Raw genomic sequence first — 18783 nt, 5'->3', positions numbered from 1 at the left:
ATGCGTGGGTTTCGGGTCTGCTCGGCGTGTACGCACCGCAGTCCGGTTCGGTGCGCTTCGCGGGCGCGGAGATCCTCGGGCTGCCGGCTCACAAGATCGCGAAGAAGGGCATCGCCCGGACCTTCCAGAACGTGGAGGTCTTCCCGGCGATGACGGTGCTGGACAACCTCTTGCTCTCGCGGCACAACGGCACGCAGGAGCACATCGAGTTGGCGCGAGCGCTGGCGATGGAACCGCGGCTGATCATGCTCGATGAGCCCGTCGCGGGTATGAACCACGACGAGACCGCCGAGATGACCGAGACCATCGTGCAGGTGAACCGGGACCTCGGCGTGGCCATCCTGCTCGTGGAGCACGACATGAAGATGGTCATGGGCATCTCGAACCGCGTCTGCGTCCTCAACTTCGGTCAACGAATCGCCCTCGGCAAGCCCGCCGAGGTTATCCGCGACGAAGCTGTCGTCGCGGCCTATCTGGGAGCTGCATGATGGAAGACGGAAAATTTGTAATCTGCGCGATCGCAGGCAGCCTCCGCGCAGACTCGTGGAACCGCAAGCTCCTCGAGGCGACCGCGGCAATGGCGCCTGCCGACGTCGACGTGCGGATCACGAAGCTGCTGGGCGAGATCCCGTTGCTCAATGAAGACGATTTCGGTAACGAGGCAGAGGGCGTCCACGCGCTGCGCGCCGAGGTCGAAGCTGCTGATGCTCTGCTGATCGCCACACCGGAATACAACGGCGGCATCCCCGGCGTCCTGAAGAACGCGCTCGACTGGCTTTCGCTGCCACTCGGCCGCTCGGTGCTCGAGCGCAAGCCGGTGGCGCTCATGGGCGCGACGCCCGGCCGCCTCGGCACAGCGCGCAGCCAGTTCGAACTGCGTCACACCTTCGTCTTCTCGCGGTCCCCGGTGTTGCCGGGACCCGAGATTCTTCTCAGTTTCGCGCCCGATCACTTCGACGAGCAGGGCCGGCTGACGGATCCCATCGTCCTCGAACGGGTCGATTTGATGTTTACGCACCTGAAGAAATACGCAAGTCTCAACGAATACGAGGTTGTCTAACCATGACCGGCGCTACCACCAGCCCGAACGTCCACAAGGAATTCGTCAGCAGCGAGTCCCCGGGTGCGAAGCGCGCCGGGGCTGGCGGCTATCCGTGCCAGGGGATCTACTACACGCCGGCCGGCAAGAAGCCGCGCATCGCGATGATCGCTACGCATTACCAGATTGATTTCTCGGAGCATTACGTCGCTGAGTTCATGGCTGAGCGCGGTGTTGGATTCCTGGGCTGGAACACCCGCTACCGCGGCTACGAGGAGCTCTTCAATCTCGACCAGGCCCTGGTCGACATCGGCGTGGGCGTCCGCTGGTTGAAGGAACATGCAGGTGTGGATCAGGTTATCCTGCTTGGTAATTCCGGCGGCGGGTCGCTGATGGCGGCTTACCAGGCGCAAGCCGTCGAGCCGTGTATCCGCCCCGCCCGTGACATGGAACCGGCAGTGGGCATCAATGAGCTCATCCCCGGTGACGCCTACATCTCCCTCGCCGCGCACGGCGGCCGGCCTGATGTGCTGACCTCGTGGCTCGACGCAGCCGTCATCGACGAGAACGACCCGACGCTGACCGACCCCGAACTCGACCTGTTCAACCCCGAGAACGGCCCGCCGTACTCCGAGGAGTTCATCGAGCGATACCGTGCCGCGCAGGTTGCTCGCAACCACCGGATCACCGCGTGGGCCAGGGAAGAGCTCGCCCGGGTCACCGCCGCCGGCTACTTCGACCGGCACTTCGGTGTTCCGCGTACCTGGGCGGACCCTCGCATGGTCGACGCGACGATGGAGCCGACCAATCGGCCTGCGGGCGAGTGCTACCGCGGCTCGACCGCTGTGGCAAACCGCGGCGACCGCGGCATCGGCGCCGGGAGCACGCTGCGGAACTGGCTGCACATGTGGAGTCTCGAAGAGTCCCAGTGCCGCGCGGAAATGCACATGGAGAAGATCACCGTGCCGGCGTTCGTCATCAACCCCGACGGTGACACGGGTGTGTTCCCCAGCGATGCGGACGCGCTGTACAACGCCATCGCCAGCACCGACAAGCAGCGCAAGGACCTGCCGGGCGATCACTACTTCGTCGAGCCGGTCGGTGCCCGCGAGAAGGTCGCCGAGGTCATGTGCGACTGGATCGCCGAGCGTTTCCCCAAGGAACAGTGGTGATGAGCACCGAGAACGACGAGCTGGGGCTCGCCCGAAAGCAGCACTGGGTCAACCAGGTCGCCCGGCACGCCTTCGAGCGCGGCGATCTCCCGGCCATCGTGTTCGGCGAGCGCCGGATCACCTGGGCACAGCTTCAGCAGCGAGTGGTTGCCGTCTCTGCCGCACTCGCCGAGCGCGGCGTGGGGCGCGGGGACCGTGTTGCGCTGCTGATGGGCAACCAGGCCGAGTACATCGAGATCATGATCGCAGCCAACCGGATCGGCGCTATTGCCGTGCCGATCAACTTCCGCCTCAGCGTCGGCGAGGTGGCGTTCACGCTCGACAACAGCGGGTCCGCCGTCCTCTGCGTGGACGAGCAGGCGAGCGCTACCGGAATCGCCGCGGCTGCGGAGGTCGAGGGTCCGGTGCAGGTCTTCCAGGTCGGCAGCGAGAGCGCCGATGGCGCGACGTCGTACGACGTTCTCCTCACCGACTCCGGTTCGGGCGGATCGGTCGACGAGGTCGACGAGGCGGAGCCGGCGCTGCTGATGTACACCTCGGGCACCACCGGACGCCCCAAGGGTGCCGTGCTCACGCACCGCAACCTGGCGGCGCAGTCGACCACGAACGTGATGGCGTTCCGCTTCGAGATGCACGACGAGGTCAGCCTTTGCGCCGCGCCGCTGTTCCACATCGGCACCATCGGCCTGGTGGCGCCGTCAATCCTGATGGGCGCCACCATGGTCGTCCTGCCGAGTGTCTCCTTCGATGCGGGCGCCCTGCTCGACGTAGCGGAATCCGAGCGGGTCACGTCGACGTTCCTCGTACCCACGCAGTGGCAGGCGGTCTGCGACGAGCAGGCACGGGCCCCGCGTGATCTGTCCAGGCTCCGTGTCAGCTCCTGGGGCGGGGCACCGGCCAGCGACACCCTGCTCCGAAAGATGGGCGAGGTGCTGCCGGGCGCGTCGAGCCTCGCACTGTTCGGGCAGACTGAGATGTCCCCGGTCACGTGCGTGCTCGAGGCCAAGGACTCGCGCCGCAAGCTCGGCTCCGTCGGGCGCCCGGCGCCCGGTGTCTGGGCCCGCATCGTCGACCCCGACATGGTGGACGTGCAGCCCGGTGAGGTCGGCGAGATGGTCTACCGCGGCCCGGGGCTCATGACCGGGTACTGGAACAACCCGGAGGCGACGGCGCAGGCCTTCGCCGGCGGCTGGTTCCACTCCGGTGACCTGGTGCGGATGGACGACGAAGGCTTCATCTACGTCGTGGACCGCGCGAAGGACATGATCATCTCCGGCGGCGAGAACATCTACTGCGCCGAGGTCGAGAATGCGCTGGCCGGGCACCCCGACATCGCCGAGGTTGCCGTGATCGGCAGGGCCCACGCGACTTGGGGCGAGACCCCGGTCGCGGTGGTCGCGCTGAAGCAGGGCGCCGCGGATCTGACCATCGAGGAGTTGCGCACCTGGGCGGGGGAGAGGTTGGCCCGTTACAAGCTGCCGACCGACCTCGTGATCGTCGATGCGCTGCCGCGAAACGCCTCGGGCAAGGTCACCAAGAACGCGTTGCGCACCCCGGCCGTTACCCTACCTGCGTGACTGCAAAGGAAGATGCACCTCCGAATCGTCCGCAGTACCCGATCGAGTCTGTCGACAATGCGCTTCGGATCCTGCTGCTGCTCGGCGATCGTCGCAGCATCCGGCTGACCGAGGTGAGCGAGTATCTCTCGGTGGCCTCGTCGACTGCGCACCGGCTGCTGGCGATGCTCCAGTACCGCGGTTTCGTTCGTCAGGTCGAGGGCTCGCGGGCTTACGAGCCGGGTCCGGCGCTGACCACGATAGCGTTCGCGGTCCTGCGCCAGACCGACGTTCGGGCGCGCGTGCACCCGGTCCTCGAGCGGCTCTCGGCCAGCCTCGGCGAGACGGTCCACCTGGCCCGTCTCGACGGGAACACGGTGACCTTCGTGGACTCGGTCGAGAGTGCTCGGGCGGTGCGCGTGGGATCCCGCATGGGCATGACGATGCCTGCGCACTGCACATCGTCGGGCAAGGCCCTGCTCGCCACGCTGGACGACAGTGTGGTGCGCGAGCTCTACCCCAAGGAGAAGTTGACGGGGGGCCTGACCTCGCACTCGATCACCAAGCGGTCGGTTCTACTGCGCCGGCTCGCGGAGGTCCGCCAGGTCGGGTTCGCCACGAGCGACGAGGAGTCCGAGGACGAAGTCGCGTCGGTGGCGGTCTCGCTCGGCGAGTACGGCGGGGCGCGCTACACGTTGAACGTCTCCACGCCCAAGAGTCGGATGTCCGACGTGACCCGCGAGGAGATCGCCGCCGCACTGACCCAGGCGGTGGACGAGGTCGCTGCGTTCTTCCTGTGATCTCGGGACAGAACGAATCTTCCTGCGCGGCAGGATAAGGCACGGAAACAGCCCCGCCGATCCAATCGATCGGCGGGGCTGTTTCTCTTGATCACGTCTCTATTCAGGCAAAGACCTTGCGAAGTTGGCCGGCGTCCAGGTATTCCTCGATGCGGCGGACCTTGCCGCCGTCGACGAACACCCGGAAGATCGTGGGGACGTTGACGGTCTTGCCCCCGATGGTCGCCCGGATGACGTGCTGACGCACAAAGCCGTCCTCGAGGGCGGTACAGCGGGCTTCGTCGTAGCCGAAGTCGTCGTAGCGGGTGGGGATGCCCGAGAGGATGCGGAGGTTGTCCTCACGGGACTGCTCGGCGTTGTCCCAGTTGTGCCAGATCTTCACGTCCGCGTGATAGATCTCGTCGAGGACGGCGACATCGCCTCGGCTGAGGGCGGTGAACATCTTGTCTGCGAGCGCGAGCATCTCACTCACTTGGCAGCAGCCCCAACCGGAGCGCCGAGGCCGCCGTCCGCGGTCCGGGGCGCGTGCGCGACGTCGTCCTCGCGCAGCTCACGGGTCCACGCCGCGAACTCGAGCAGAATGCCGTCCGGGTCGAAGAAGTAGATCGACTTCACGAAGGTGGAGTCGCTGTCCTGGAGGCTGATCCCGCGCTCGGACTTGTCGTGGTTGAGCATCGGTCCGGTCTGCACACCCTTGGCCTCGAGCTTGGCCTTGTACTCGTCGAACTTGTCAAGCGGGATCTTGAACGAGACGTGGTTCATCGAGCCGTGCGCCGACGCGATCTCCTTGCCGATACCGGGGATGGCCGCGGGCGCCGCGATACCGGGGGCGTGCGGGGCAGCGTCGGCGAACCAGAAGAACGCGATGAACTGGCCGCCGCCCATGTCGAAGAAGAAGTGCTGGCCGCCGCCGGGCAGGGAGAGCGTCATGGACAGCTTCATGCCCAGGACGTTGGTGTAGAAGTCGACGGTGCGCTCCATGTCCTGGCACACCAGCGCCAGGTGGCACACGCCACCTAGTTCGAATTCCGTGTTTGTCATGTCACATTCTCCTCGCTGCGTGGCGGCCGTCTCGCCGTCTTCTCGGCTCGACGGTAGGTCTGAGTGTTCGGATAGTCAATATCGATCGATCGCTAAGTTGCGAACGGTGGTCGTCGTGGCGCCCGGCGCCGGGGCGCGGGTCGGGTCAGCCGAACACGGCGCTGAGCTGGCCGCGGTCGAAGTACTCCTCGATGCGGTGGATCTTGCCGCTCTCGACGTACACGCGCAGGACCGCGGGGACGTTCACGGTCTTCTTCCCGATCGTGGCCTTGATGACGTGCTGACGGAGGAAACCGTCCTCGAGGGCGGTGTGGCGGATGTCCTCGTAGCCGAAGTCGTCATAGCGGCCGGAGATTCCCGCGAGGGTTGCGAGGTTGTCCTCACGGGACTGGTCGAGGTTGTCGAAGTTGTGCCAGACGGTCACGTCGTCGCGGTAGAAGCCGGCCACCGCGTCGATGTCGCCGTCCGAGACGGCGTTGAAGAACTGGTCTGCGAACTCGAGGATGTCGCTCATTGGAGTACTCCTGACTAGGCGCCGTAGGTGGCACTGAGCTTGCTTACGGGTGCATGAGAGATGTTGGCGTTGCGCAACTTGCGGGTCCGGGCTACGTACTCGAGCACGATGGCGCCTTGGTTGAGGAAGTGGATCGACGGCGCGCAGGTGGTCCCACTCCTGGGTCCTGCGGCCGCCGGCTCGCACTCGCCTTGTCCTGTGACACGCATCGCTCGGATGTCTCACGAAGACCGTATTGCCGTCCGTTTGGTTCGTCAAGACCTATCGATCGCTAAGTTTCGAACGGATGGGTGACCATGCTATTGACGACGATCCATTCGGCATGCGCCGCTGCCGTGGCAGAGATTGCTTCTGCTTGACAGAATTGGCGCGTCGGAGAGGGTGTCGGAGTGGCTGGTCGTAGCCGTTTTGAGGCCAAATCTGTAATCGTCACGGGCGCCGGATCCGGCATCGGCCGCGGGACGGCAGTGCTTTCGTCGCGAGCGACGATGCGGCGTACATGACCGGACGGACCGTCGTTGTGGATGGTGGTCGTCCAGCCGGGTGATCGCGCGACGGCGGGATACCGTGGTGCTCATGGAGCGGTCGGGACGAATCGGTGGGGAAGGGCTGGGCGCCAGGATTCGCGCGGCGCGTATCGAGCGCGAGGTCGGGCTCCGGCAGCTTGCTCAGCTGGTCGGGATGAGCCCGTCATCTCTGAGTGAGTTCGAGAACGGGAAGAGCCTGCCGGGTCACGAGCGCTTGCAGGCTCTCTCGGCCGCGCTCGGGGTGCCGCTGGATCTGCGTCCGCCCGAGCCCGCCGGCCCACGGTTCGACGACTGGCGAGACTTCGAGCCGCTGGACCTCCCTCCGGTCTTTCGAACGGCGCTGGATGTCTTTGTGGAGGTCGGCTACCACGCTGCCACCGTCAGGATGATCGCCGACCGGTGCGGCTTGTCGATGGCCGGCGTCTACTACCACGTGGAGAGCAAGGACGTTCTGCTCACTGAATTGCTGCAAGGCGCGATGGCCGAGCTGATAAGCCGATGCGTGGCTGCAGACGCCGACGCGGATTCACCCGCTGAACGGTTGGCGAACCTGGTCGAGTGCGTGATCCTTTTCCACACGTACCGCCAGGCCTCGGCGGTGCTTGCGTCCACTGAGTTGCGGTCGCTCGACGAGTCCGGCCGATCGCTGCACCTCCAGGCACGGCTGCAGGTCCGGGGCATTGTGCAGGCAGCAGTGGAGGCCTGCCGTCATGCAGGGCGGGTCGGAACCGTGCCGGCGTCATCGACCGCCACTGCGATCGTCACGATGTGCGTTGCCGTGGCCGATTGGTACACGCCTGGCGTCAGTCCGCCGCCGCACGAGATTGCACGGGAGTACACGGACCTTGCGCTGGCCATGGCCGGCGCCGGCCCGTCGGGTCTTTCGCGTTCGCGGGACTGACGAAGCAATGCGAGACGATTCGTCGGCTCCACGCTGCAACTCTCCACGCAGTGTCGGATGGTTGAGGGCTTCCGGGCGGCTTCAGCTTTCGACCTTCGTGTCTTGACTTGCATTGTTGGCCTGTGCAACTCTGGATAAGAGAGTTGCTCTGCCATGCAGAATAATGCGGTGTCTGGGTGGTCAGTCCCACGGAGTATCAAAGCCCAGGGTGCCAGTGCAGGTGCGTGAATCCCGCATCGTGGGCAGGGCCCTAGGCGTCGTCGGTGGGCGCGAGCAGCACCAGTAGGACAACCGGATCTGAGGAGCGCGCAATGACCGCGATTGTCAAGGGGCACCCGTCGACGAACGACGACTCGTATCAGCTCAACACGACCACGCTGATCCGTCATTCGGCCCGCAACTACCCGGAGCGCGAGATCGTCTATCGCACCGGCGACGGGGGATGGGACCGCTACACCTACGCCGACGCCTACGCGCGCATCAAGCGGATTGCCAACGCCCTGACCGGCCTGGGCGTGAAACCCGGTGATGTGGTGGGGATCCTGGACTGGAACAGTAAGCGGCATTTCGAGCTCTACTGGGCCATCCCGGGCACCGGAGCGGTGATGCTGCAGATGAACCTGCGCCTGGCGCCCGAGGACGTGGGGTATGTCGCCACCCACGGTGGCGCGTCTGTCGTCCTGGTGGACGAGAGCCTGCTGAGCGTCGCTGAGTCGGTGGCGCCGTTTGCGCCGGAGGTCACCTGGGTGGTGATGTCCGACAGGCCCCTCTCGGAGATCACCACCACGTTGCCGAACGTCCGTCATTTCGAGGACCTGGTGGCGAAGGCGTCCCCGGAGATCGACTGGCCGATGATCGACGAGAGCTCCGCCTACAGCGCCTGCTACACGACTGGCACCACCGGCCGGCCGAAGGGCGTGTACTACTCGCATCGAGCGATCTACCTGCACACCCTGACGCAGGCCTCGTCTTACGCGATGAGCGCCTCCGACGCGGTCATGCTGATCACGCCGATGTTCCACAGTCAGTCCTGGGGTCTTCCGCAGTCTGCCGTCTACGTCGCGGCCAAGATTGTTCTGCCCGGCCGCTATTCGGCACAGGACACGGACATGCTGGCAGACGTGATGATCGCCGAGAACGTCACGGTCGCGAACGGCGCCCCGGCGATCTTCCAGCCGATGCTCGACTACATCGAGACGCTCGACGTCAAACCGGACTTCAGTCGCACCCGGCTGCTGTCCGGCGCCACCGAGCCCGCGCTCTCGCTCATGCGTGGGTTCTACGACTTGACCGGTGCCGATTTCATCCATGCGTACGGGGCTACCGAGACTGCGCCGATGGCTTTCGTCAACTACGGCCGCAAGGTGACCTTGCAGGGCAAGGTGACGGAAGACGAATGGTGGAGCATCAAGCGCTATCAGGGTCTTCCCGCGGGCGGTGTCGATGTGCGGATCGTAGATCCGGAGGGCAACGACTTGCCGCACGACGGCAACAGTAAGGGCGAGGTCCTGCTGCGGGGACCGTGGATTACCGCGCGGTACCACATGCTTGATGACGACGCCGACAGGTTCCTCGACGGTTACTGGCGCAGCGGCGATATCGGGACCATCGATCAGAATGGCTACCTCAAGCTCGCGGACCGGCTCAAGGATGTCATCAAGAGTGGCGGCGAATGGATTTCGTCGATCGACATGGAAAACGCGATCATTGCCCATCCTCGGGTGGCTGAGGCGGCGGTGATCGGTGTCGAGCACCCGAAATGGCAGGAACGTCCGGTCGTGATCATGGTGACCACGGACGGCGAGGAAGTTCCGCTCGCCGAGATCCACGAGTTGCTTCAGGGTGCGTTCGCCAAATGGCAAGTCCCTGACACGATTCTGTACGTCGACGCGCTTCCGCGTACGAGTGTCGGAAAGCTTGACAAGAAGGTCATGCGCGTTCAGCACGGGGACCTCTACCGAGGCGCGTAGTTCTGTCTTCAGGCCCGAGCAGTGCGATTGTCGCACTGCTCGGGATTTGCTGTATCTGTGTGTTGTACAAGTCTTTCCGGCCTTTCGAGATAGGGATTCTTCTTCTTCGTCGTAGAAACACCTTCTGATAGCCTCCTCACAGGAGTCGCTGGAAGTGGCTCGAATCACCTCGAAGTCAGGCAGGCTCAGTTGACCAAGCGGATCGCATATCTCGAAATGAATACCGGCCAGCAGAAGAGCCCGGTTCCCGATCGCCTGATCGCGCCCGGGTACTCCGTCGAGTCGGTGTACACGGAGATCCGAGTGGCGCCGATCGACGCGGTCGACCTCCTGCTCTCCGATGTCGTCTACGCGGAGGCTGCAATGCGGGCCGCTCGCGACGGGTGCGCCGGAGTTCTGATCGGCGGGGTTCCGGACTACGGTCTGGCAGCAGCGCGCGCCGCCTCCGATATCCCGGTGGTCGGTAGCGGTGAGGCAAGCCTGCTGGCAGCAGCGGCTCTCGGCGAGAAGTTCAGCATCGTCACGATCTGGCCGGAGACGATGGACTTCGTCTACGAGCGTCTACTGCGCGATAACCCTGTTGGACGGCAGTGTATCTCGGTACGCTACGTCTCAACCCACGCTGAGCAGAGCACTCTGGCTGATGAAGACAACTTCCTCACCCAGATGAAGGCCGGACGCGAGGACATTATCGAGCGCATCCTGGCCGAGATCGAACTCGCAGTGCAGGACGGCGCCAAGTCGGTCATCCTGGGGTGCAACTGCATGAGCCCGGTCGCCGAGATCCTCGCTGCCCGCTCGAGCGTCCCCATCGTGGACCCGACGATGGCCGGCTACCGCCAGCTCGAGACGCTGATCGAGCTCGGTTTGCGCCCGGCGCGGGATCCGCGGGTGCCGCGATCGGAGCGTCAGGAACTCTTCGCCGAGATGGTTCAGGCGGCGGACGGCGCGCTCGGCGCCGATCAGGAAGACTGCCCGGTGTGTGTCCTCAATGACGACGGCACTGCTTCGTGTGATCTGCCGGCAAACGTGCCCGCCGAAGCGTAGGAGGGGACAGAGATACATGAGTACTGCGTACACACTCGAATCAGTAGCTGCCCGAGCCGAAATCGAAGATGTCATCCATCGGTACTGCCATGCGACGGATCGTCGGCGTTGGTGGTTGATGGACTCGGTTTTCCACGAGGACGCAACCTGCCGATTGTCATCGATCGGCGGAAGCTGGCGCGAATTCGTCGCACAAGGCTCCGCACTTCTCGAGCCGGTCGAGGCGACGCACCACCAGGTCGGCAACATCATGATTGCTTTCGAGGGGAGCGTCGCGCACGTCGAAACGTATGTGACGGCATTCCATGCCATTCCGCATGATGCGCCTGTCGGTGGTGGTTTCGGTGGCACGGGTGAGGCGTACGAAGTCATGCTCGGCGCTCGCTATATCGACCGATTCGAACTCCGCGACGGTCGCTGGCGGATTGCGGACCGGCGCCTGCTCACGGAGTGGCGCAATCACCGTCCATCGCGAGAAGGCGGCCTTGCCGCTGTCTCGGGGCAGGCGAGGGGACAGCGAGAGGACGGCATCTCGGGATCGGTCGTAGAGGCTTGGCGCACAAACGATCTCGGTCGAGTAGACGCCGGTCGGCTTGTCGACCGCGCGGAAATCGCCGATGTTGTCAACCGCTTCTGCCACGCAGTGGATCGGAACCGATGGGAACTGATGGCGAGCGTATTCCATGAGGACGGGAAAACTGTCTTCATCGGAAACGAGCTGCCTTGGCAGAAGATGGTGGAGAACGCCCGGGTGTCGATGGGCTCCCTCGAGCGGACCCATCATCAGACGGGCAACATGCTGTTTTCCTTCGACGGTGACGTCGCCGAAGTGGAAACCTACGTCACCGCCTATCACCGAGTTCCGCCGACTGCTCCCTCAACTACTTTCTGGGACGGACGAAGTGAGGATTACGAGGGCGTTGCAGGTGGTCGATACATCGATCGATTCGAGCGCCGTGACGGTCGCTGGCGCATGGTCGAGCACCGAACCTTTGTCGAGTGGCGTCATGACCACGGCGTCGCGGAAGGCTCGTTGGCTCAAACCCCGTCGAGCATGCGAGGCCAGCGTGGAGATGCCGACGCATCACTTCCGGTGATAGCTTCGCTGCTGAACTGATTGTCGTATTGCTTTGACGTGCAACGAATGAGCGCCGGTGTTCACCGGCGCTCATTCGTGCTCAGGTCATTCGATTCCCAGCGCACGCGACCACAGGTAGGTGAGGGTGCCGATCGCCTCGTCATCCGACCCAGGTCGCCCAATCCCTCCTGCATCCATGCCCAGCCACAGATAACAACTGTGTTCGAGCATGGAGGAGAGCGCTGATGCGGCGACGTACGGATCCAGCTTCGGATCCACTAGCCCTTGTCGCTGAAGCACTTTGACTCGTCCGGCAATCTGCTTGACGCCTACCTCACGAATCTGCATCCATGCTTGCAGGAACTCGTCCTCGACCGACGCAGCGTGCGTGATTCCGACCAATTCAGGAAGGAACTCGGTGTAGGTGCGCCAGAACACGGCGATGGCCGATCTCAGTGATTCCGAGGTGTACACGCCCTGCGGATCAGGGTTCCCCTGATCGAGGACGCGGCTCAAGAAGTCCTCCAACATCGCGTGGAGGATCTCCCGCTTGTTGTCGAAGTAGTTGTAGAGCGTGGCCGGAGACTTGCCGGCCTCGTCAGCGATATCGGTCATCCTGGCATTGAGATAGCCGTCGCGCTTGAAGACGGTGCGTGCAGCGGTCTTGATGAGCTGTGCGGTCTGCTGCCCCTTCGTGCCCACGCTCTGGTGCCCGGTACTCGTTGTGTGCACCTTGATGGCCCCTTCGATCTTGTCGCTGCAGTCCTGGTTTGTATCGATATCGCTGACGGGGATGCGCTTACAGCTTGGGCATGACCTCGGCGGCGAACAGCGCCATCGTGTCCATGAGCATCTCGTGCGGGAGCCCACCCACGTCGAAGACCGCCAGGTGGACGTCGGGATCGATGATCTCCTTGAACGTGTTCATGCGCTCGACAACCTCTTCGGGGCTGCCGCACATAGCCGTTCCCTCGATCAGTTCCTCGTAGTTCACGGGGGACTTGTTGCCGAGCAGTTGGCGTGCCCACGTGACATACCCGGTCAGGTAGGGGCGCCACTGCTCGCGTGCGGTCTGGCTGTCAGGTGCGACGTGAACGTAGCTGCAGGAGCCGACCACCGCCTGCTTGCCCTGCTCCTCCATGAGCTCGCGGTAGATCTTCACGAGCGGGCCCCAGGTGTCGATGCGGGCAAAGATGCTCGGCAGCATCAGGGGCAGCCCTTGTGCGGCCGTGCGTCGGACGGACTCCTCGGTGGTGCCGGTGCCCATCCACAAGCGGGGCGCGCTCGCGAGCGGTGAGGGCTTGAGCTGTACGTTCTCGAGCGGTCCGCGGAACTCGCCGGACCAGTCGAAGGGCTCCTTCGAGTTCCAGAGCTGATCCAGCAGTTGGACCTTCTCGCTCATGATGGCGTGGCCCTGCTTGGGGTCCAGACCACCGAATGCCGCGTAGGTTTCGGGGTTGATACCGCGTCCGACGACGATTTCGGCCCGACCTCCGGACAGCTGGTCGAGCGTTGCGAAATCCTCTGCCACACGGACCGGGTCCGAGGTGGCCAGCAGGGTCACGGCAGTGGCCAGCCGGATCCGCTCGGTGCGCTCGGCAATTGCAGCGAGCATGAGCTGCGGTGAAGAGATGATGTAGTCGTTGAAGTGGTGCTCTCCCAGCGCGATCATGGAGAATCCCAAGCTCTCCGCTTCCACCGAACTGTCGACGATGGAGCGCAGACGCTCGCCCTGTGAAGTGCGAATCCCCGTGTGCGGGTTGGGTAGGTGGTCGCCGAGGCTCATGACGCCCAGTTCCATGTGATGTTCCTTCCAGTGGTGCCAGCACAATAGGTAAAAGTGACGTTAGTTTTAGTTTTATGTCACGTCAAGACCTTCAGCGAAGATCTTGGGGGCAAGGTCGCGCGTGTCGATGACGCCGAAAGGTGCTAGGACGCTGGGACTCTCGAGTTGGGGTATGTTCGGCGACCGGACTCGCAGTCCCGGGAGTCGCGGATAGCAGGGCGAAGGGCAGCGGATTGGAGGGTTTGGGGTGCGTCGTGGCGCGGGACAACGCTCCGGCCGCTGAAGTTGGCTCCGCCACTTGAGTTTCGAAACAAGGTCGGCTTAGAGTCGCGCACGCATCGTCCCCATGGGGCCCTCCGGGAGTCGCGCCTCGCGGCCGGAGGCGGTCGTGGGACCCCGGGCGCGAGCGAACCTCGGCAGGAAAATCCCGGCCGTCCCAGCACACTCAGGATTGAGGAGCAGTCATGCAATTGGTGGTAAACGAGTTCGGTGCGGTCCTGTTGGAGGATCGGGACACCTTCACCGACTTTGCGGTGCGTGCGCCGGCCGACTACGAGATCGTTCGGGTTGGAAAGGCTCTCGAGGCTGCATGGGTGGGGGAGGCAGTCGATGGGCATGCCTGGATATCCGCTGCGGCGGTCGCACGACTGGCCGATGCGGATGGTGCCGGTGACGATTGGCGGACCGGCGAGCACTGGGCGTGCACATGGCGGGTCGCCGTGTGCACGCCCGACGGAACCGCTGCTCGCCGGATGTACGGCCTCAGGGGCTCGATCAGACCAGGGCCGTTTTGTTGTTGAGAACCAGACCGTCGCGGGGCCAGTCGAATCGGAGTAGCTTTCCGGTGCTCGACGCAGTGGCGTACGCCGTTCGCATTTAGCCGAAGTCCGGCGATCTCCCTCCGCGCCGGATGCCCGCCGGTGTGGTTCGGAGAGTTCGTGTCACCGGAACTCGGCGGCGATATCCCGGCCGATGATCTCCTTCATGATCTCGGTGGTACCGCCGTAGATGGTCTGGATCCTGGAATCGACGTAGGCGCGGCCGATCGGGTATTCCATCATGTAGCCGTAGCCGCCATGCAGTTGCACGCAGCGGTCGATGACACGCTTCTGGAGTTCGGTCGCCCACCACTTGCTCATCGACGCGTCCACTGCAGTGAGCTCACCGGCGTTCAGCGCGAGAATGCTGCGGTCGATGTGTGATTCGGTGACCTCGATCTCCGTCCGCATTTCAGCGAGCGCGAAGCGGGTGTTCTGCAGATCGCCGATCGGCTTTCCGAATGCCTTTCGCTCGAACACGTAGTTCTTGGTCCACTCGTAGGCGGCGCGGGCGGACGTGATGGCACTCACGGCGATCGAGATTCGCTCGAGCGGCAGATTCTCCATCAGGTGGATGAATCCTGCGCCCTCGGTTCCGAGCAGGTTCTCGGCCGGCACCCGGACGTCCTCGAAGACCAACTCTGCGGTGTCCTGGCCGGCCAGTCCGGCCTTGTGCAGCTTTCGCCCGCGCGTGAACCCGGGGGTGTCACGCTCGACGACGATCAGTGAGAAGCCCTTCGAGCCCGCCTCGGGATCGGTCCGGCACACCACGATTACGACGTCGGCATGGATTCCGTTGGTGATGAATGTCTTCTGGCCGTTGATCACCCATTCGTCGCCGTCACGTACCGCAGTGGTCCGAATGCCCTGGAGGTCCGAACCGGCACCGGGCTCGGTCATCGCGATCGCGCCGATCACCTCACCGGCGGCCATCCCGGGCAGCCAACGGGCCTTCTGCTCGACGGTGCCGAGGTTCGCGATGTACGGGACGACAATGTCGTCCTGAGTGTTGATCCCCGTTCCGAACGAGGTGGTGCCTGCCCGCGCGACTTCCTCGAAGACGACCTGGCGGAAACGGAAGTCAGTGACGCCGGCCCCACCGAACTCCTCCGAGATGCCGAGTCCGAGGATGCCGAACTTGCCGGCAGCGAGCCACGCCGAGCGGCTGATCAGCCGCTCTTGCTCCCACCGTTCGTAGTTCGGCTCGATCTCGCGTGCCAGGAACTCGCGAACCGTCTCGCGGTACGCCTCGTGGTCGGCTTCGAACTGGGTGCGCTGCATTCTCTTTGCTCCTCGCTGGATCAGGCGCTGACGGTGTGGGTTCCCCGGTCGCTGCCGAGCAGCCCGGCGAGGCGCTCGGAGATCAGGGCCTCCGCGTCGGCGACGATGCGTTCGACGAGTGCGCCTGCGGTGGGGATGTCGTGGATGATGCCCTGGACGGTGCCGACGGTCCAGATCCCGGCCTCCGAGTCGCCGTTCTCGTAGACGAGCCGGCCGCGGGCCCCGGCGACCAACTCGCGCACGTCATCGAATTGTCCACCGCGGTCGAGGATCTCGACGACCTCACGGCTGACGGCGTTGCTGGCCACCCGTGCGGTGTTGCGCAGCGGCCGGAAGATCAACTCGGTGTCCGTCTCCGTCGCGGCGACGATCGCTTCCTTGATGGTGCGGTGGATCGGGGATTCCTCGGTGCACATGAAGCGGGTGCCCATGTTGATGCCGTCGGCCCCGAGTGCGAGGGCGGCCACCAGGCCGCGACCGTCGCCGAAGCCGCCGGACGCGATCATCGGGATGGTGATCTGTTCGGCGGCGGCGGCGATCAACACCAGACCCGGGACATCGTCCTCGCCGGGATGTCCCGCGCACTCGAAGCCGTCGATGCTGATGCCGTCGACGCCGGCGTCCTGGGCCTTGACCGCATGCCGGACGCTGGTGCACTTGTGCAGCACCTTGACCCCGGCGGCGTGGAAGTGGGGCAGGTGCGGTGCGGGATTGGAGCCGGCGGTCTCGACGATCTTGACGCCGGATTCGATGATGACCTGCCGGTATTCGTCGTAGGGCGGCGGAGTGATCGCGGGCAGGATCGTCAGGTTCACGCCGAACGGCTGGTCGGTCAGCTCGCGGGTGCGGGCGATTTCCTTGGCGAGGTCGTCCGGGGTGGGCTGGGTGAGCGCGGTGATCATGCCCAGTGCGCCGGCATTGGCCACGGCGGCAACGAGTTCGGCGCGGCCGACCCATTGCATGCCGCCCTGGACGATGGGGTGGCGGACGCCGAAGGTTTCGGTGAAGGCGGTAGACAGCACAACTTCTCCTCGCTGTACAGGTTCTCGATGATCGGTCAGGTAGCCGATCCTGTCGGGCCCGATAGAACGGACTCGATGCCGTCGGTGGCCGGTTCGGTTTCGGGGAGCGGACCGTTGCTTCGTGGAAACCGCGCTCGCTCAAAGTTTCCGGTGCGCTGTCGAGAATGGGGCCGAACCGCAGGGAACCGAACACCCGCAGACCCACGATCGGATCCTGCCGTCGGCCCCATCCTCACCTCGAAGTGATCAGCGCGGGGCCATTCGGATGGCGCCGTCGAGGCGGATGACCTCGCCGTTGAGCATCGGGTTGGACACGATGTGTGCGGCGAGCGAGCCGTACTCGGCGGGGTCGCCCAGGCGCGAGGGGTGGGGCACCTGCTGGCCGAGGGAGGCCTGTGCGGCCTCGGGCAGCGAGCCGAGCAGCGGGGTCTTGAACAGGCCGGGTGCGATGGTGACGACGCGGATGAGCAGCGATGCCAGGTCGCGGGCGATGGGCAGGGTCATGCCGACGACGCCGCCCTTGGATGCGGAGTAGGCGGCCTGGCCGATCTGGCCGTCGAATGCGGCGACGGAGGCGGTGTTGATGATGACGCCGCGTTCGCCGTCGATCGGCTCGTTCTGGGCGATGCGCTCGGCGGCCAGGCGCAGCACGTTGAAGGTGCCGACGAGGTTGACGTTGATGATCTTGGTGAAGTCGGCGAGCGGGAAGGCGCCCTTCTTGCCGACGGTCCTGATGGCGTTGCCGATGCCGGCGCAGTTGACCGTCACGCGCAGCGGGCCGAGGGACTGGGCGAGGTCGAGGGCGGCGGTGACGGAGGCCTCGTCGGTGACGTCGCCGGCGGCGAAGCGGACGCGGTCGCCGAGTTCCTTGGCGACGGTCTCGCCGTTCGAGGACGGCAGGTCGAGGATGACGACGCTGGCGCCGTCGGCGAGCAGGGCCTTGGCGGTGGCGAGGCCGAGGCCCGAGGCGCCGCCGGTGACGAGGGCGACGCTGTCGCTGACGATCATGCGGTGTCCTTTCGAGACGTGTTGTGTGTCAGAGGCGTTCGATGATGGTGGCGTTGGCCATGCCGGCGCCTTCGCACATGGTCTGCAGGCCGTAGCGTCCGCCGGTGGCCTCGAGGTGGTTGACGAGGGTGGTGAGCAGGCGGGTGCCGGAGGAGCCGAGGGCGTGGCCGAGGGCGATGGCGCCGCCGCGGGGGTTGAGCTTGGCGGGGTCGACGCCGAATTCGTGTGCCCACATCAGTGGGACGGGGGCGAAGGCCTCGTTGACCTCGTAGGCGTCGATGTCGTCGATGCTCAGGCCCGACTTGGCGAGGACCTTGTGGGTGGCCGGGATCGGGGCGGTGAGCATGAACATCGGGTCGTCGCCGGCGACGGAGAACGAGTGGAACCGGGCGCGCGGGGTCAGGCCCAGCTTGGACGCCATCTCCTCGCTCATGATCAGGACCGCGGAGGCGCCGTCGGTGAACGGCGAGGAGTTGCCGGGAGTGATGTGCCACTGCGCTTCCGGGAACCGCTGCGAGAACTCGTCGCTGCGGAACGCGGACTTCAGGGCGCCCAGTCCGTCGGCGGTGGTGGAGGCGCGCACGGTCTCGTCGGTGGAGTGCTCGTACGTCTCGCTGGATCCGGCCGTGACGGTGATCGGCACGATCTCGGCGTCGAAGAATCCCGACTCGATCGCCGCGGCAGCACGACGGTGCGATTCGGCGGAGTACGCGTCGAGGGTCTCGCGGTCGAGCTTCCACTTCGCGGCGATCAGTTCGGCCGAAATGCCCTGGTGGATCAGCCCTTCCGGGTACCGGGCGGCGATGCCGGGGCCGGCGGTGTCCTGGCCGATGGGAGAGGTTCCCATCGGGATGCGGCTCATCGATTCGACACCGCAGGCGATGACGATGTCGTAGGCGCCGGCGATGACGCCCTGCGCGGCGAAGTGCGCGGCCTGCTGGCTCGATCCGCACTGGCGGTCGATGGTGGTGGCGGGCACCGATTCGGGGAACCCGGCGGAGAGCAGCGCGGTGCGGGCGATGTTGAGTGCCTGTTCGCCGACCTGCTGGACGCAACCGCCGATCACGTCGTCGACCATCGCGGGATCGAGGTCGTTGCGGTCGACCAGAGCGCGCAGAACCTGGGCAAGCATCTCGACCGGGTGCGTGCCGGACAGGACGCCGCCCTTCTTTCCCTTGCCGGACGCGAGGCGGACGGCGTCGACGATGACAGCCTTCGTCATG

At 65.0% G+C, this 18783-nt stretch carries 18 protein-coding genes; 9 read left to right on the top strand and 9 right to left on the bottom strand.

Features of this window, described 5'->3' with window-relative positions:
• Positions 1–26: 26 nt before the first annotated feature.
• Genes HUN07_RS26700 through HUN07_RS24045 form a run of 5 tightly spaced genes read left to right on the top strand, consistent with a single transcriptional unit; the run spans position 27 to position 4567 of the window.
• Positions 27–488 (top strand): ABC transporter ATP-binding protein, encoded by a 462-nt coding sequence (locus tag HUN07_RS26700; protein ID WP_254622658.1) that lies wholly within the window; start codon positions 27–29, stop codon positions 486–488.
• Positions 485–1060 carry an NADPH-dependent FMN reductase gene (locus tag HUN07_RS24060; RefSeq protein WP_174913476.1) on the top strand — a complete coding sequence of 192 codons (576 nt, stop codon included), beginning with the start codon at positions 485–487 and terminating at the stop codon, positions 1058–1060. Before HUN07_RS26700 ends, HUN07_RS24060 begins: the two co-directional genes overlap by 4 nt.
• 2 nt (positions 1061–1062) lie before the next feature.
• Positions 1063–2211, top strand: a complete 1149-nt coding sequence (locus tag HUN07_RS24055) for an alpha/beta hydrolase (RefSeq protein ID WP_174913473.1) — start codon at positions 1063–1065, stop codon at positions 2209–2211.
• Positions 2211–3788 carry a long-chain-fatty-acid--CoA ligase gene (locus HUN07_RS24050; protein WP_174913470.1) on the top strand — a complete coding sequence of 526 codons (1578 nt, stop codon included), beginning with the start codon at positions 2211–2213 and terminating at the stop codon, positions 3786–3788. The genes HUN07_RS24055 and HUN07_RS24050 overlap by 1 nt, the downstream gene beginning before the upstream one ends.
• Complete coding sequence (locus HUN07_RS24045; protein WP_114722035.1) at positions 3785–4567, top strand: IclR family transcriptional regulator; 783 nt, start codon at positions 3785–3787, stop codon at positions 4565–4567. Before HUN07_RS24050 ends, HUN07_RS24045 begins: the two co-directional genes overlap by 4 nt.
• A gap of 103 nt (positions 4568–4670) precedes the next feature.
• Here HUN07_RS24045 and HUN07_RS24040 read toward each other — a convergent pair whose 3' ends face one another.
• The 3 genes from HUN07_RS24040 to HUN07_RS24030 all read right to left on the bottom strand — a co-directional run bounded on the left by HUN07_RS24040 (position 4671) and on the right by HUN07_RS24030 (position 6122).
• Positions 4671–5030 carry a nuclear transport factor 2 family protein gene (locus HUN07_RS24040; protein ID WP_254623046.1) on the bottom strand — a complete coding sequence of 120 codons (360 nt, stop codon included), beginning with the start codon at positions 5028–5030 and terminating at the stop codon, positions 4671–4673.
• Between the two features lie 5 nt (positions 5031–5035).
• On the bottom strand, positions 5036–5608 hold the full coding sequence (locus HUN07_RS24035; protein ID WP_114722033.1) for a VOC family protein: 573 nt from the start codon (positions 5606–5608) through the stop codon (positions 5036–5038).
• A 145-nt stretch (positions 5609–5753) separates the two neighbouring features.
• Positions 5754–6122 carry a nuclear transport factor 2 family protein gene (locus HUN07_RS24030; protein ID WP_174913464.1) on the bottom strand — a complete coding sequence of 123 codons (369 nt, stop codon included), beginning with the start codon at positions 6120–6122 and terminating at the stop codon, positions 5754–5756.
• Positions 6123–6698: 576 nt separating this feature from the next.
• Between HUN07_RS24030 and HUN07_RS24025 the strand changes: the two genes are divergently transcribed.
• From HUN07_RS24025 to HUN07_RS24010, 4 genes are all read left to right on the top strand, one after another.
• On the top strand, positions 6699–7550 hold the full coding sequence (locus HUN07_RS24025) for a helix-turn-helix domain-containing protein (protein WP_174913462.1): 852 nt from the start codon (positions 6699–6701) through the stop codon (positions 7548–7550).
• Between the two features lie 311 nt (positions 7551–7861).
• Entirely contained in the window at positions 7862–9520 is a 1659-nt protein-coding gene (locus HUN07_RS24020; RefSeq protein ID WP_174913459.1) for a long-chain-fatty-acid--CoA ligase, read from the top strand.
• A 189-nt stretch (positions 9521–9709) separates the two neighbouring features.
• On the top strand, positions 9710–10567 hold the full coding sequence (locus HUN07_RS24015; RefSeq protein ID WP_174913456.1) for an aspartate/glutamate racemase family protein: 858 nt from the start codon (positions 9710–9712) through the stop codon (positions 10565–10567).
• Positions 10568–10583: 16 nt separating this feature from the next.
• On the top strand, positions 10584–11684 hold the full coding sequence (locus HUN07_RS24010) for a nuclear transport factor 2 family protein (RefSeq protein ID WP_174913453.1): 1101 nt from the start codon (positions 10584–10586) through the stop codon (positions 11682–11684).
• 66 nt (positions 11685–11750) lie between these two features.
• Here HUN07_RS24010 and HUN07_RS24005 read toward each other — a convergent pair whose 3' ends face one another.
• The 6 genes from HUN07_RS24005 to HUN07_RS23980 all read right to left on the bottom strand — a co-directional run bounded on the left by HUN07_RS24005 (position 11751) and on the right by HUN07_RS23980 (position 18782).
• Positions 11751–12347 (bottom strand): TetR/AcrR family transcriptional regulator, encoded by a 597-nt coding sequence (locus HUN07_RS24005; protein WP_174913450.1) that lies wholly within the window; start codon positions 12345–12347, stop codon positions 11751–11753.
• A gap of 97 nt (positions 12348–12444) precedes the next feature.
• Positions 12445–13446, bottom strand: a complete 1002-nt coding sequence (locus HUN07_RS24000; protein ID WP_174913447.1) for an LLM class flavin-dependent oxidoreductase — start codon at positions 13444–13446, stop codon at positions 12445–12447.
• A 926-nt stretch (positions 13447–14372) separates the two neighbouring features.
• The gene (locus tag HUN07_RS23995; RefSeq protein WP_174913444.1) at positions 14373–15530 is read right to left on the bottom strand and encodes an acyl-CoA dehydrogenase family protein; all 1158 of its coding nucleotides are present in this window, start codon (positions 15528–15530) and stop codon (positions 14373–14375) included.
• Positions 15531–15550: 20 nt separating this feature from the next.
• Positions 15551–16552: an NAD(P)H-dependent flavin oxidoreductase gene (locus tag HUN07_RS23990; RefSeq protein WP_174913441.1), complete on the bottom strand. Its 1002-nt coding sequence runs from the start codon at positions 16550–16552 to the stop codon at positions 15551–15553.
• Positions 16553–16798: 246 nt separating this feature from the next.
• Complete coding sequence (locus HUN07_RS23985) at positions 16799–17560, bottom strand: 3-hydroxyacyl-CoA dehydrogenase (protein ID WP_174913438.1); 762 nt, start codon at positions 17558–17560, stop codon at positions 16799–16801.
• Positions 17561–17588: 28 nt separating this feature from the next.
• Entirely contained in the window at positions 17589–18782 is a 1194-nt protein-coding gene (locus HUN07_RS23980) for a thiolase family protein (protein WP_174913435.1), read from the bottom strand.
• Position 18783: the final 1 nt, after the last annotated feature.

Origin of the sequence: Rhodococcus sp. W8901 (genome assembly GCF_013348805.1) — a bacterium.
Lineage (GTDB): Bacteria > Actinomycetota > Actinomycetes > Mycobacteriales > Mycobacteriaceae > Prescottella.
The sequence above is the reverse complement of the archived record's forward strand: the minus strand, read 5'-3'. Positions and strand labels throughout refer to the sequence as shown.